We start from the raw sequence: 14,245 nt of genomic DNA, 5'->3' as shown, positions 1-14,245 counted from the left end.
TGTCGCTATTTGCGTTCCTTCTTAGCCCCCCAATTCATGAGGTTGGGGGGATCTGCTGCCATGTGTTAGATTTATCAAGGAATTTTAGAAGAGGTGCGATCGCTAATTTCTGCTAATACCAATTCTTTATGAGCATTATTTATTTTCTGTAGGGACATAGCAATGCCATGTCCCTACAGAACAATCGAATGCATTGTTATAAAGAGTTGGTATAATTCAATTCCTTCACAATCGCAACGGGAAGTCTACAAGCAGACTTTAACCGAAGATGACAAATATTAGTCTCATTGCCTCAACAGGTGTCGAGAAAGTTGACGCGATCGCCTGCGAAATTATCGGCAAAGTCGAGCAAAGTTTTCCAGGTCGCATTCGCGGCTATTATTTGGAAGGCAGTTATGCTGATGGCACTGCGGTAGCTACCAGTGATATCGATCTGCGCGTCGTTTTTAACGGTAGCCTGACTTCTGACGAACGACAGGAATTCGCACAGATAAGCGACGAGTGCCAGAAAATTACCTCTATAGAACTGGGTATGACCGCAGACAGTGAAGAGGCACTGTTTCGGATTGGTGCGGTTAGGTTCCAGAAAGGCACGCTTCTGATATATGGGGAAGACATTCGCCCTCTAGTTCCAATAAAGCCAATAGATAGCTATATCCTGGACAGTATGCACTTTCCATATCGGTTGTTGACGCGATCGCGTGGCAATCCGGAGGTGTTAACGTTTCCTCTCGACTATCCCGATCCGGACGGTGAGTTTTATGGTTGCGATCGCCGTCAGATGCGTGCGTCGGATGGAACGATTCACTACGGAACTAAAGATTTAGTGTTAAATGTCCTTTGTCCGGCGACAGCACTCATCGCCCTAGATGCCGGACAATATGTGGTAACGAAGCGCGAATGTGTTATCCAGTACCGCAAATGGATTAATGACGAGTGGACGGCGCTTGTAGAAGACATTTACGAACAATGCCGCAATCATTGGAATTATCGGGTGCCGGAAGCAGAGGCAAATCGAAAGCAACTGAGGGAATATTGTAAAAGCGCTTTAGCTTTCGAGAACTATTTTCTTTGGCGCTACAAAGCATTTTTGCTTGACGAGTTGCAGCATCCAGAGGAGTTTCGCCAGTTGTATGCTGTGAAACGGTTGGGACAAATTATCTATCCTGACCAAGCGGTGAAGTTGGCTTTAGAAAATGTAAAAAAGAGCAATTATCCAGAAATTCAGCTAACAGTTGATGCCACCTTACGAAGATATCTCTCGTTCTCAGGTTAAGCCAAAAACCAGAAAATCAATACTCAAGTTACATCTAAAAAATAGGTTGCGATAAGATACGTTTCATGACTGCTCAAGCTACGTTAAAGACAAGTAGGTTAGTGTTGCGTCCGCTCACTTTTGAGGATGCTCTATCCATCCAGACATTTGCTAGCGTTCGTGAACTCGCTGATGCCATGATTTCCATTCCTCATCCCTACCCTAATGGTGAAGCTGAGCGATACATCTCTAAGCAACTTGCAGAGTTTGAAGCGGGTCATTCTGTCACATTTGTGATTGAGCGTAAATCTGAGAGTGTGTTTAGCGGAATTATCGAGGTTCGAGATATTGAACGGGAGCATTCTCAGGCTGAACTGAGTTTTTGGTTAGCAGTTGAAGCATGGGGACAAGGTTACATGAGTGAAGCATTGAAACCAGTGCTTCATTTCGGTTTTGAAGATTTATCTCTCAATAGGCTCTATGGCTATCACATGGTCAGAAATCCAGCTTCGGGAAAAGTATTTCAGAAAAACGGGTTTGTACAAGAAGGGGTGCTACGCCAGCGAGTGCGAAAGTCGGGAGTATTTGAGGATGTGGCGTTATGGGCAATTCTGCATAGAGATTGGCAAAATTCTCTAAAAATTATTGGTAAAGGATTTCACTCCACTTCACAAAAAGACTGATACAGATCCCCTTACAAAAGGGGCAAAGAGCAAATTCCAAGTGTATCGCTATTAAAGGTAATTTGTATGAGCCTATTTTAATTGGCGTAGAGACGCGATTAATCGCGTCTCTACAATGCACGCGAGAGAATAAGCAGTATTACATCACATCTCGATTTTTTGTTTTAACCCGCTCATAAAACTCCTCCATTACTTCAATAAAAGAACTATCTTTCTTCCAAAAATGCGGAAAGTCCCCCTGCTTTTTAATCAAAATTGCTGGCAAACTTGCCAGCGATGCTACTTCAACAGTTTGAGGCAGTCGCTTAGTCCCCAACCAAAATTCTCTGGGATTTACCTTCTCAGTAACCGGGACTTTTTCCAGTGGGGTGTAGTAAGACGCCGAGGATTCTAAAGGAATTTCTTTTGCTATGAGTTCAGTGGATAAAACCTCTCCTAAAGGAGATTTTGCCAGTTCCGCTTGCAGTGCCTCTTTAGATAAACCTCTGAGTTCAAACAAGAGAAACGGATTGTGGTCTAGTTGGGACGCTACCAAGTAGTAGACACCCGCGATGTGTTTGCAGGGATTGGCGTAATCTGGACAAGAACAATTGGTTTTAAAATCTTTGCGATTGTGGGGGAGAAGATGCAATCCTAGGTCAGAAAAAGCATCTTCAATATTATCGGGAACTTCATTCATCAATAGCTTGGAGACAAAGCTAGCTTTTGATGAAAGGTGTTTAATCGCCTTCGACCAACTAGATTCATCAATCGGTGTAATTTCAATATTGATAATATAGGTTGGCTCTTTATAAACTCCAAAATAGGGATTCACTGAACCTTTGACAACAGCATTAATTTCATTCTGGTCAATTTTGTAGTGGAGGACTTTCCCCCCATTCGCATAGGAACGTCCTCGTCCTAATCTCGCAGGATCGGTAAAAGCTTCTAAGGCTTGAATGAAGCGTTTTCCCCACCAGGTACGGCTAAATTGAGCCATGATTACTCCAAGATTGCAGCTTTGTTCAGTGAAATCAGTTGTTTAAAGGCTTCGTTATCAAGTTCTGTCAGCCAAGCTTCATCGGTACCGACAACAGCAGAAGACAGCTTTTTCTTATCTTCAATCATTTTATCGATGCGTTCTTCCAAAGTCCCAATGGCAATAAATTTGTGAACAAATACATTTTTATTCTGACCAATCCGAAAAGCTCTATCTGTCGCCTGCTCTTCAACGGCGGGGTTCCACCAGCGGTCAAAGTGAAAGACGTGATTTGCTTTCGTTAGCGTAATGCCAACTCCGCCAGCTTTGAGAGAAAGAATAAACACCGATGGTTCAGTTTCTGGGTTTTGAAATTCGGTAATCATTTGTTCTCGCTTGTTGCGGTTGGTGCCTCCATGAATGTAATAAGTGTTGTAGTGACAAGTATGCTTGAGGTATTTTTCTAGAGAGTCGCAGATTTCCTTGAATTGGCTAAAAATTAACAAACTTTCGCCTTCAGAAATGGCTTCCTCAACCATTTCTGCAAGACGGCTAAGTTTATGCGATCGCGCGGTTGAAAATTCGCTCCCATCTTGTAAAAATTGCGCTGGATGATTGCAGATTTGTTTCAGCCTCAGCAAGGTTGACAAAATTAACCCTTTGCGCTGAATGCCTTCAGAATCATTGATTTTTTCGCTCACATCTTTGACGACAGCCTCATAAAGAGAAGCTTGTTCTTTTGTCAAATTGCAATATAATTTTTGTTCAACTTTATCTGGCAGATCGTTAATAATTGATTGGTCAGTCTTGACTCGACGTAAAATAAAAGGCTCTACCAATTTCTTCAACGTCGTAGACTTCACCCGATTATTATCTTTCTGAATTGGGATCTCAAAACCCTTGCGAAATTGCGCTTCTTTACCCAAATAGCCAGGATTCAGAAAGTTAAAAATCGACCATAAATCCAATAACCTATTTTCTACTGGGGTTCCCGTTAGTGCCAGTCGATGGTTAGCGGTCAATTTTAAAATTGCTTTAGTTTGAGCAGCTTTAGGATTTTTGATATTTTGCGCTTCATCCACTACCACTCGATGCCATTTCAGACTATGCAAAAGTTTTTCATCTTTTCGAGCCAAAGTAAACGATGTAATCACGACATCATGCTTAAGGCAAGCTTCTTTAAAATCAGCGACTTGTTGAATGCGGCTACTGCCATGATGCACCATTGCTTGTAGATGAGGCGCAAATTTTTCGATTTCTTTTTGCCAATTTCCGACAACTGATGTCGGTGCAATTAATAAAGTTGGTAAAACTGAATTTGTCGATTCTTTTTCATTCACCAGCCGAGCAATTACTTGAACCGACTTACCTAATCCCATATCATCAGCAAGACAACCATTTAGACCGAGCGTTTCTAAATATTGCAACCAGGACACGCCGCGTTTTTGGTATTCGCGTAAATTTCCCTGCAACTTCGGCGGATTTTGAACCGGCTCTAGTCTACTTTTATCCTCCAATTTCGCCATCATTTCTGACAATGTCTGGTCATGCTCGACTTCAATATCATCCTCCGCTGCTGCGGCTAATTTCATGAAATCTAACAAAGTCATTTCTGGCTGTTCTTTAGCCTGAGATTGCCAGAATTCCAACATCTGCTGCATCTTTTCTTGGTCTAGTTCTATCCACTGACCGCGAAATTGCACCAGCGGCGTTTTAGCTTTGACGAGTTGCTGCCATTCTTTTTGAGTAACCGGCTGACCGCCAATTGATAGCTCGTATTGATACTCAACAATCGCGTCTAAATTAAAGTATCCTTTGTTAGCAGCTTTGGATTTACCAACGCTTCGAGAAGACGTTTTCAGCCGAATTCTAGCTTTCCGACGACCATCCGGCGTCCACCAGGCGGGAACGATGACTTTGTAACCGGAATCTTCTAATACCCAGGCGCTTTCTTTGAGAAATTCAAAGGCTTCTTGCAGATTAAGTTGCAACCCGATTGGCTGGTCAGTTTCTAATCCCTGCCACAGTTTAGGATACATCCGCGCTGCATATCCCAAATTCAAAAGCAGATTATTTTCAAAATCTTTGCCAAAGTATTTTTGAATATCTTTTTTACTTTTCTGATTCAGCCGCCAATAATCCCCTAAGGAAAGTTTTAAGGATGGATCTTGTTTGGAGTTAGCCAAGAAAACAATTTGCCAGTTATCTGTTTCAGAGTTAGCTTCTTTTAACTGAAAGCAAAGGTCAAAATTCCCTGTATTTTGGCTGCGGGTTAGTTTAGCTTTCCAGGCATACCACTGCTTGTATTCTTCTAAAGCTTTTTCGGTAGTTTGCGGGTTTTTGCTGTCCGGATAGAAACAATCATAAAGGATGGTATCTGTAATCTGCTGATCGAATTTAGCAGTCGAGGGAGTATGGGTGACAATTTCATGCAACAGACATTCAGAAAAGTGACGGAGTAAGCTTTCTTTAGAAAAAAATTCTACTGTTGTCCTGGGTACGGAAGAACCGGCAACGCAGACTAGAGGCATATAGTCTGCATATCTTTGAATTAAGGTTTCGTATTTTTCAGAAACAATTTCCCATCCTGAATAAATTTCAAAGGAATTAGCGGTTTGCTTGCGTTTTCCTTTGGTTACAGCAGGAAGTTCTCGATATTTGAGGCTGGGAATATATTGGTCTTTGAATATAATTTGTTTAAATGCTTGGGTATAGTGATACCAAAATAGGAGGTCTGAACCGATAATAATTTCACCAAAGTTATGTAAAGCCAAGAAGTGAATATCGTTAAGCAGTTTAATAACATTATTGACCTTGGCATAGCTATAACTGCCGGTTTTTACCCTAGCGTTAACTTCATAGGTATCAATTTCCCAGTCCGTAAATTCTTCATAGTCTTCGTTAACTTCTTCTTCCAAATATTTAATTAATTCAGGAGAAGGAAGAGGCTGGTTGTTCGCGGTGGGAAGAGCAATGTATTGAGTAGAAATATTCTCGCTAATCTTATGATAGGGTGCTGTGGCGATTCCCAGTTCATTGCTTAGAAAAGCTTCCAAGTCGTCTTTGGCAAGATGGCTGGGATGGCTGTTTTTTTGCGAGTTGCGGCGTTTTTTTAAAATTGGGGTTTCTACCCACAGGTAAAATGCACCTGTTTGTAGGAAATTAGCTTCTGCCTTAGGAATCCAAGTACCGTGGAGGATTTTCATAGGTAGATGCCTCAAGGAGAGTTTTCTCAAATTGTAGCGGGTTAAGGATGCGAACCTTTCGCAGAAGTCGTCCCTTGGGGACATTGCTTCTTATCTGTTGCAATTATTTAGCTATTTGCGTTCCTAGTGTCAAGTTTTCTAACTGGCTTCTGGATTAAAAAATGTAACGGTAAAAGTTAAAATCCGAGTAAAATAGAGCTTTCTACAAAAAACAAAGATTGGTCTTAGAAAGGCAGCCAATATGCTAAACGGTTAATTTCAGTTGTGGCTGAGACTTTTGGAGGGATTCACCCTCTTGTGAATAGGCTTGTACAGATAGCCGTCGTGGTTGCTGTATACACAGTTACAGCCCGGAACTTTCCCACCAGAGATAGATGTTAGCCATGCTAGTAGTTGCCTCTACAGACTGACAGCGGTTCTACCGCTAGCACGACAACATTTAAATTGGCGATTGTTATTCTGATTAAGGAAAAAAACACCGGATGGGCGTTATGCCGCAGTGGCCCAGAATCGGACATCAAAGAAGAGCGACGTCAGATGTCCGAACGGTTTGAATAACAAAAGGCCTAGAAGGTGTGGAGTTTTTGTCGCTTCCTCCACTTTGTTACTACCGAGGGGAGGCGCAACCCTCCATCAGAGCGGTCTTAGGTAGTAAACGCTTGTGCTGTAACAACTCATTGTCTATGCAAAAAAGCCTTGACTCCTTTTGGAGTCAAGGCTTTTCTGTCTGATTATCTTATCTGCATCCTAAATGATTTGTGAAGGCGAGATCTGCGATTTCCAGACAGAAGTTGGGGATCTCAAGGGCTGGCTCATTACTCAAATAGAATTGCTATATCTGCGATCGCTGTTGGCAATTTTCCGTATTTCTTCAGCAATTTATTTTCGCTACCCTCAGCCCCTTTTTAAAACCTGTAGGCATAGCAGGCTCCCCAAACCCCTCTCCGACCTCGATAGAGGGGTTTTGAAGAGGAATGCACTAGGTTAGATTTGCGAGGCCTTTGAGCGAATTAGAAAAACTTGCACATGGCGTGGCTTATCTGGGAACAGGTTCATAATTGGTTCCTTGCAACAATAATGAAACCAGCGGGGATGCCATGAGGGTAGTGATAATTGCCATAACGACCATGATGGTAAATAAGGTTGGAGTAATTACACCTTCCTCTAAACCAATGTTGAGGATAATTAACTCCATCAATCCTCGTGCGTTCATTAGCGCCCCAATGGTTGCGGACTCGCGCCAACTTTCACCGGCGACTTTTGCTGCCAACATACAAGCTAGCCCTTTCCCCGCGATCGCTATCAGGATAATCAGTAATGCGATCGCCCAGAGTTGCGGCGTGTTGACTAACCCGATTTGCGTGTTCAGTCCGGAGAAAACGAAGAAAATCGGGAGCAAAAACGAAGTCGTCAAAAACTCCGTGTGGTGGCGCACTTGGTCGGCAAATTCGCCCCGTGGCATCACTGTGCCCAGAATAAACGCCCCAAACACCGCATAGATGCCTACCAAATCGGTAAACCACGCGCATACCATCAAAACGACTAAAACTAATGTCAGGGTTTGCATCGTCACGCCCTTCTCTTGCTTCGTCCGACGTGCGAAAAAGGTAAATGCCGGTCGTCCGACGAAAATCATCAACAACACGTAGCCAAAACCCCCGCCAATCGCAAAAGCGGCAATACTGGCGCTGCCTTTAATGCTGGCAAGTACAATCGCTAGCAAACACCATGCCGTCGCATCATCGATCGAACCAGCTGCCAGTGCCAGCGTCCCGAAGCGGGTTTTGGCGATGCCGCGTTCGTATAGCATCCGGGCGAGCATCGGAAATGCTGTAATCGACATGGATGCGCCCAGATATAAGGCTGCTGCCGGACGAGTAATTCCAGGTTTGAAGAGTTCGCCATTGCCGTACAACAACAAAGCTGCGATCGCGCCTAAGATAAAAGGAGCCAAAATTCCTGCCCCAGATACCAAACCGGCACTCTTGACTCGGCGCTTGATCAAATCGGTATTAAACTCTAAGCCGATCAAGAACATATAAATGACCAACCCAATCTGGCTGATGGCAAAGAGAATCGACATCGATGGGTTGGGAATTTTCGTCGCCGCATCAATCACAATCGGGGCTTTGGGGAACAGCCATTGCTGCACATCAGGAAGCAGCAGACCAAACAGAGATGGCCCTAACATCACCCCCGCGATCATCTCGCAGACAACATCGGTTTGACCAAAATAGCGCCGCCCAATCATCGACACAATGCGACAAGTAGCGAGAATAACGGTTAGTTGCAGCAATAACTTTAAAACGAGATCAAAATTCGACATCCTATGCCTCTGGGTCGGGAGTGTTGCGATGTATCTAGGAGTAAAGTGCTGAGAGTTTATATAGAATCAGCGCTTACATCCCGATTTCCGTACCCAAACTTTTTTCAGCAAGTTTTTGCAACATAACCTAGAAAGTTGCTCTAGGAATCTAGGGAATATTATTAATGTGAGAAAATTTCACACCCCATTAGAATGAATACAGCATCAGTAAGCGGCTGTAAGACTTTAACCTGCTAAGCGTGCGGCTTTCTATTCAGAAAATACACCTTTTGGTATTAGGATTGGTTTACTGAGTTCTTCTCCTTCTGCCGTTAGATGCCTTTTCTAACACGGCTAAATTAAGGAAACTCCTCATGTCAGTCCCCAAAGATCCTCTTCAGCCAATAAAAAATCGACTTCTTGCCGCTTTGCCTGACGAGGAGTACGAACGTCTGGTTCCCCATCTAGAACCCGTCTCGCTCCCACTCAATCAAGTCCTCTACGAACTTGGCGTACCAATTGAATACGTTTATTTTCCCCAACAGGGAATTGTTTCTTTACTCAGCGTGCTGGAAGATGGCTCGACTGTGGAAGCTGGAATGGTGGGTAATGACGGAATGGTAGGTCTCCCCATAATTTTAGGAGGCAACAAAACGAGCAACCGAGCGTTGGTGCAGGTCGCAGGCAATGGCATGAGAATGAAGGCAGAGCAGCTCAGATCCGAGTTTAAGCGGGGAGGGGCACTGCAAAGCCTGCTGTTGCGCTATACGCAAGCACTGCTGACTCAGGTTTCTCAAGGAGTCGCCTGCAACCGCCTGCATACGATAGAAGAGCGACTTGCCCGGTGGCTGCTAACCGTTCAGGATCGCGTGGAATCAGACCAGTTTCCCCTCACTCAGGAATTTATCGCCCAGATGTTGGGCACGCGCCGTTCTGGCGTCACGGTGGCGGCTGGCACCCTCAGCAAAGCGGGAACGATTCGCTACAGCCGTGGCAAAATCACCATTCTGAATCAAGGCGACTTGGAAGCGATCTCCTGCGAGTGTTATGGAATTATCAAAGCCGAGTTCGGTCGGTTGCTTGGCACGGAACACCGTTAGATGGCGTTGTACTAGATGGTGTTGCCCTAGATGCTGTTGCACAACTGCGGCTAGGATTAATGATTGGGCGAGCGTTGTATATAGGGTTTCTCTTTTGGATGCAATAGATTCGGAACCTCACCCCCAACCCCTCGACCTTCACGGAGAGGGGAGAATATTCAACCCTGGGTTCACGAATAGCTATCAAATTCATTCTTCAAGCGGGCGACGCTGGGTAAATGGCGGATAAATTCTTTTTAAATTGTTTGTTTTCTCGTATGTGCGAAAGCGGACAGACGGCGTTTGCGATCGCGTTTATTGTTTAGATAGTACCAAGTGTAACTTGAGCTGAAACTGTCATTCTGCGCGGTTTCCTAAGCGCTACTAAGGGGAGCCAAGCACGAAGCGCACAATCGTAGTACATGGTGAGATGCTACCGTCACCATCACAAGAGACAGTTACACATCATTAGATAGACAGCTTTGAAGCTCCGTCGTGTTGCCAAGTATGAAGGCGAAGATGGCAACTGAAAAATGTGATGAGTCTCAGCAAAGCTGAGCTAAAAGGGGTTTTTGACCACAAAACATGACTAGATGCCGATAAATCTTGTAGGTTTCCCTAAATATGTGCGAAACCGGACAGACGTTACTGTTACTCGCGTTTATGCTTGAAATAGTCGAGTATTAAGTTCCTCTCGTGTCCCTTGTTGTCTCCTTTAACAGACGACTGAATTAGGGAGTTTCCATCTGTCAGGGTCAAAGGAAATAAGAGGTGTAAAATGAATAATTTAACAAGAATGCCTTTTACATATAATGATACGAACCAAGAAAAACTTTGGGGAAATGGTTGGAATAAACTAACTCCAAAGCAGAAAGAATTGGTTTCAGAAATTCTTAGGAATTTAAAACAAAGAAGCCTAGAAGTCTGGTAGTGCGACTCCCTGTTAAAAATAGGTGGATAATTATCTTTCAGAGTGCCTTGACCTCAAGGTTGGTTGCTTTGATACCAAGGGTCTAAAAACCTCTTCATCCGTTGGAATATCTGTTACTGTTCGCTCTACTTTGTGAGGATGAATCTAGAAGCATTCACCGCTAAAGTAATTACAGCGATCGCAATTTATCTAGATGATGCTAAATATCAAAAAAATAAACATCAAAATCCCGCCTTGCCCCGCTTGCGGGGCAAGGCGGGATCGATTTAGGACAATTGCTAAAAAATATACCTCTACTTGACAGGTCGCTACACTTTTACTTGTATAACGATAAATGATGCCAATATCACAATCAACTGCCTATACGACTCCGCCCCGGACTAAAGCAGCTTATGAGTTAGAAGCTTTGCTGGACTACATAAAGCGAAGTCGTGGTTTTGATTTCACCAGCTACAAGCGTCCTAGTTTGATGCGTCTGGTAATGAGCCGGATACAGAAAGTGGAAATCGACAGCTGTACAAAGTATATTGATTACCTAAAGGCGCATCCCCAAGAATTTACTCACCTATTTAACACACTTTTAGTCAATGTTACTTCTTTCTTCCGCGATCGCTCAGTTTGGGATTATTTGTCTCACGAGCTGATCCCTCAGATCGTTGCGAAGAAGGAACCAGACGAACCGATTCGAGTTTGGAGTGCTGCATGCGCTTCTGGGGAGGAAGCTTACTCGTTAGCAATCATCCTTGCGGAGATACTGGGAATCGAACAGTTCCAGGCGCGGGTCAAAATCTACGCCACAGATATCGATGAGGAAGCTCTTAAGCAAGCTCGTCAGGGAACTTATACGGCTAAGGAAGTTGCGGGGATTCCTCCCGCTTTGTTAGAGAAATACTTTGATAACACTCCTAACAGCTACATTGTTCATAAGGAGTTGCGTTCTGCGCTACTGTTTAGTCGCCACAACTTGATTGAAGATGCGCCCATCTCCCGTCTCGATCTGCTGATGTGCCGCAACGCCCTGATGTATTTTAATCCCGAAGCCCAACGAAAAATCCAGTCCCGCTTTCACTTTGCGCTCCGGGATAGTGGCTTTCTCGTATTAGGTCATGCGGAGGGACTGCTCAACAGCCCTCAGACTTTCAGCACCGCAGATTTGAAGCGACGTGTTTATACAAAGACGCCAAAGGTGAATGTGCATCTGAATGCATCTGAGGTGCAGGACTCCAAACGCGATCGCATCCGCCAAGGTGTCCAGACTAGCCAAGGTGTCCAGACTAAAGGTGTCCAGACTAAGGGAGAGGAGTTGCGATCGCTTACCCAGACAAGCCCTGAAAAGGCAGTGAAGCCTCTAGAAAAGCAACCCTCATACTTCCAGCAAGAGTTGCAGCAAGAGTTGCAGCAAGAGTTGCAGCAAGCGTTCCAGCAAGTGTTCCAGCCAGAGTTCCAGCAAGTGTTTCAGCCACAGGTAAAAACCAAGCAACCCTCGTCTACCCATCAAGCGTTAACAACCGAGCAGACACAACTCCTGGTGCTTCAAGAAGAGCTAAAAACCGTTCAGCAAGAACGTCTGGATCTCAAAAAACAGTTGAACAGGACTCAAGAGGAACTCCAGTCCACCCACGAACAACTACAGACGATGAATCAGGAGTTGCAGTCTCTCAGTGAAGAACTGTACCAGCGCAACGAAGAACTCAATCAAGCCAAAGCTTTGTTAAAGAAGATGACTCAACCTAAATTTCATGGAGTCGCCTAGCGCGTTGTGTCCCTCTTATCGCAATTCTCGTTGGGATGCAGTGCAATTTAACCCCATCCCGGCCCCTTTCCACTTGTGGAGATCGAGTTGGGGGTAAGGTTAGGAGTGTGTATTGCAACAAAGTGGCGCAAGTTTAAACAGAGGGATTTCTCGGTGACGCTGCAAGCCCACACGATAGCGCTATTCTTTGTGTAGGTAGTTTACACCTAGCCCATCGCTACTAAATCATGTTCGAGCGGCGCACTGCGATTTCTCTATCGAATATCCTGCTAATTGTCGTCACCAGTTTGTTGGGAGTGTTGCTATGGCAGCTGCGGAGTCTCCTAGTCATCCTCATGGTTGCCGTAGTCATCGCAGCAACGATTTCCCCCCTCATCGACAAGGCTGAACGCTTGCAGCTTCCCCGGTGGTTGGCGGTCATTGTTGTTTATGTAACGCTAATTTCTGGCATCGTTGGGGCGGGATTGATTATTGGCCCTACCGTAGCCGCGCAGATTCAACTGCTTGCCGTCAATTTGCCAATATACATTGAAAATCTTCGGGCACTCATTCAGAAAATTGTAATCAGTTACAACGACGAGCGACCCGATTTAGTCAACCAACTCCTTGATACCCAAGCGCTGTCCAGGTGGGTGTTTCGTTCCAGTCAACAAGTCCTGCTGCGCTCTTACGACATCACCAGAGGAATTATTGGCGGTGTTTTTAGCTTAATTTTGGCTTTATTGATTTCCGGTTATATGGTGGCGGGTAGTCAAAACCTGGTTAAAGGTTTGGTGCAGCTATTCCCGTCACCTTGGGATGAACGTCTGGAGGCTCAAGTAACACCGATGAGCCAGCGGATGGGGAATTATATCCAAGGTCGAGTTGCGGTTTCAGGGATTTTAGGGGTAGCGATTACCCTTGGCTTAGGTTTTTTAGGGCTATCAGAGTTTGCACTCGGACTTGGCGTGATCGCTGGTTTCACCAATTTGATCCCCTTTGTGGGGCCAGTTTTGGGAGCCATTCCCGCTCTCATCGTGGCAGTTTCTCAAGGTGGGTGGACGTTCCTGTGGGTGCTGCTGTTGTTCGTGATTATCCAGAATGTGGAAACTTATGTCCTCGATCCGCTACTGGTAGGTTCTTCTGTGAAAGTCCATCCTTTGTATCAACTGCTGGGGGTGCTGGGAGGAACGCAGGTTTTAGGCATTCTTGGCGCGTTGATTGTTCCTCCTTGGGTGGCGGGTGCCGCTGTCCTGTTGGAAAATCTTTACTTAAAACCTAAATTGATAGCCGAAAATAAAGCGGGTGTTATCGTCGAAGCCTCACCTGATTCCACCGCTATTCCCCTCAAATCTTCAACAATGAAGTAGTCAATTCTGGGTCGTTTTTTTAACTTTGCTTACCTCTGCATTCTTTGCTGAACTCGGAACCTCACCCCCAACCCCTCTCCGTGAACGGAGAGGGGAGAATATTGAACCCCTCTGGGTGAAGGTCGAGGGGCGGGGGTGGGGTTAAACTTTACTGCCTCCAATAGAGAATTGCTATTCGCTGGATCTTGCATCCCTCTTAGGTTTCGTCTTATCAAACATAAAGTTTTACGACAGGTAGTTGATTTGATCGGCAAAAATTCCGTAGCATTTGTTACAGAAATGTTTTGAAAATAGCTTATCAGTGGAGGCTCTTAACTGCGACGGAGAGCAGTCAGCCAACTCTGAGTGCTGTTATCGCTATTGGAGGGGAAACAGATATGACATTGAATTATTGCGTACTTCCTTTGCTGTCTCGGACTAGAAGCTGGGCACCTCAAACCAATCGAACCCAGTCTCAGATGGATTATCAGGATTCGACTTGGGTACAGTTGCTAGAACTTCCCAACCCTTATAGCCACGATGAAGCGTTGCTACTTTGCCAGCAGTCTGAGGACGAATGGGTAGCATGGATTCCGGATCATGGTGAAGCGGTGCTGCATACAAGCCAGTTTATTAGACCTCCTGCATGAATCAGTGAGTATGTGCCAGTTCGTAGTTCAACAGTCCCGCAATCAAGTTGAAGCGTAAGCCAAACCGCTTTCTACGATTGCGATAGCGTCCCGAAAA

The 14,245-nt window shown here is 44.9% G+C and carries 11 protein-coding genes and 1 pseudogene; 8 read left to right on the top strand and 4 right to left on the bottom strand.

The features are described from left to right. The first annotated feature begins 268 nt into the window (after window positions 1-268). Together NDI44_RS10985 and NDI44_RS10980 are read left to right on the top strand one after the other, a co-directional pair. Complete coding sequence (locus NDI44_RS10985) at window positions 269-1,276, top strand: nucleotidyltransferase domain-containing protein (RefSeq protein ID WP_190414832.1); 1,008 nt, start codon at window positions 269-271, stop codon at window positions 1,274-1,276. A gap of 65 nt (window positions 1,277-1,341) precedes the next feature. Further along, complete coding sequence (locus NDI44_RS10980) at window positions 1,342-1,938, top strand: GNAT family N-acetyltransferase (protein WP_190414831.1); 597 nt, start codon at window positions 1,342-1,344, stop codon at window positions 1,936-1,938. Between the two features lie 139 nt (window positions 1,939-2,077). On the opposite strand, the gene NDI44_RS10975 is transcribed toward NDI44_RS10980, so the two are convergent. The 3 genes from NDI44_RS10975 to NDI44_RS10965 all read right to left on the bottom strand — a co-directional run bounded on the left by NDI44_RS10975 (window position 2,078) and on the right by NDI44_RS10965 (window position 8,428). Then, window positions 2,078-2,917: an SWIM zinc finger family protein gene (locus NDI44_RS10975; RefSeq protein ID WP_190414830.1), complete on the bottom strand. Its 840-nt coding sequence runs from the start codon at window positions 2,915-2,917 to the stop codon at window positions 2,078-2,080. Between the two features lie 2 nt (window positions 2,918-2,919). Further along, on the bottom strand, window positions 2,920-6,102 hold the full coding sequence (locus NDI44_RS10970; protein WP_190414829.1) for a DEAD/DEAH box helicase: 3,183 nt from the start codon (window positions 6,100-6,102) through the stop codon (window positions 2,920-2,922). Window positions 6,103-7,138: 1,036 nt separating this feature from the next. Further along, window positions 7,139-8,428 carry a cation:proton antiporter gene (locus tag NDI44_RS10965; protein WP_190414827.1) on the bottom strand — a complete coding sequence of 430 codons (1,290 nt, stop codon included), beginning with the start codon at window positions 8,426-8,428 and terminating at the stop codon, window positions 7,139-7,141. 353 nt (window positions 8,429-8,781) lie between these two features. Between NDI44_RS10965 and NDI44_RS10960 the strand changes: the two genes are divergently transcribed. From NDI44_RS10960 to NDI44_RS10935, 6 genes are all read left to right on the top strand, one after another. Further along, window positions 8,782-9,507 (top strand): Crp/Fnr family transcriptional regulator, encoded by a 726-nt coding sequence (locus tag NDI44_RS10960; protein WP_190414826.1) that lies wholly within the window; start codon window positions 8,782-8,784, stop codon window positions 9,505-9,507. Between the two features lie 757 nt (window positions 9,508-10,264). Beyond that, the gene (locus tag NDI44_RS10955) at window positions 10,265-10,417 is read left to right on the top strand and encodes a hypothetical protein (RefSeq protein WP_190414825.1); all 153 of its coding nucleotides are present in this window, start codon (window positions 10,265-10,267) and stop codon (window positions 10,415-10,417) included. A gap of 138 nt (window positions 10,418-10,555) precedes the next feature. After that, on the top strand, window positions 10,556-10,687 hold the full coding sequence (locus tag NDI44_RS10950; protein ID WP_277877650.1) for a hypothetical protein: 132 nt from the start codon (window positions 10,556-10,558) through the stop codon (window positions 10,685-10,687). Window positions 10,688-10,751: 64 nt separating this feature from the next. Continuing rightward, window positions 10,752-12,170 carry a protein-glutamate O-methyltransferase CheR gene (locus NDI44_RS10945; RefSeq protein WP_199304953.1) on the top strand — a complete coding sequence of 473 codons (1,419 nt, stop codon included), beginning with the start codon at window positions 10,752-10,754 and terminating at the stop codon, window positions 12,168-12,170. 227 nt (window positions 12,171-12,397) lie between these two features. Next, window positions 12,398-13,519: an AI-2E family transporter gene (locus NDI44_RS10940; RefSeq protein WP_190414824.1), complete on the top strand. Its 1,122-nt coding sequence runs from the start codon at window positions 12,398-12,400 to the stop codon at window positions 13,517-13,519. Between the two features lie 377 nt (window positions 13,520-13,896). Then, entirely contained in the window at window positions 13,897-14,148 is a 252-nt protein-coding gene (locus NDI44_RS10935; RefSeq protein WP_190414823.1) for a hypothetical protein, read from the top strand. A 1-nt stretch (window position 14,149) separates the two neighbouring features. Here NDI44_RS10935 and NDI44_RS10930 read toward each other — a convergent pair. After that, window positions 14,150-14,245: pseudogene (locus tag NDI44_RS10930) on the bottom strand (IS5/IS1182 family transposase); the annotation flags it as partial.

The organism is Trichocoleus sp. DQ-A3, assembly GCF_039961975.1.
Classification (GTDB): domain Bacteria; phylum Cyanobacteriota; class Cyanobacteriia; order Cyanobacteriales; family FACHB-T130; genus FACHB-T130.
This window is presented reverse-complemented; position numbering and strand designations above follow the sequence as displayed.

What these genes read in the sequence shown, in the direction of transcription:
- NDI44_RS10985 (WP_190414832.1), top strand. Translation starts at nt 269, where the DNA reads ATGACAAATATTAGTCTCATTGCCTCAACAGGTGTCGAGAAAGTTGAC.
- NDI44_RS10980 (WP_190414831.1), top strand. Translation starts at nt 1,342, where the DNA reads ATGACTGCTCAAGCTACGTTAAAGACAAGTAGGTTAGTGTTGCGTCCG.
- NDI44_RS10975 (WP_190414830.1), bottom strand. Translation starts at nt 2,917, where the DNA reads ATGGCTCAATTTAGCCGTACCTGGTGGGGAAAACGCTTCATTCAAGCC.
- NDI44_RS10970 (WP_190414829.1), bottom strand. Translation starts at nt 6,102, where the DNA reads ATGAAAATCCTCCACGGTACTTGGATTCCTAAGGCAGAAGCTAATTTC.
- NDI44_RS10965 (WP_190414827.1), bottom strand. Translation starts at nt 8,428, where the DNA reads ATGTCGAATTTTGATCTCGTTTTAAAGTTATTGCTGCAACTAACCGTT.
- NDI44_RS10960 (WP_190414826.1), top strand. Translation starts at nt 8,782, where the DNA reads ATGTCAGTCCCCAAAGATCCTCTTCAGCCAATAAAAAATCGACTTCTT.
- NDI44_RS10955 (WP_190414825.1), top strand. Translation starts at nt 10,265, where the DNA reads ATGAATAATTTAACAAGAATGCCTTTTACATATAATGATACGAACCAA.
- NDI44_RS10950 (WP_277877650.1), top strand. Translation starts at nt 10,556, where the DNA reads ATGAATCTAGAAGCATTCACCGCTAAAGTAATTACAGCGATCGCAATT.
- NDI44_RS10945 (WP_199304953.1), top strand. Translation starts at nt 10,752, where the DNA reads ATGATGCCAATATCACAATCAACTGCCTATACGACTCCGCCCCGGACT.
- NDI44_RS10940 (WP_190414824.1), top strand. Translation starts at nt 12,398, where the DNA reads ATGTTCGAGCGGCGCACTGCGATTTCTCTATCGAATATCCTGCTAATT.
- NDI44_RS10935 (WP_190414823.1), top strand. Translation starts at nt 13,897, where the DNA reads ATGACATTGAATTATTGCGTACTTCCTTTGCTGTCTCGGACTAGAAGC.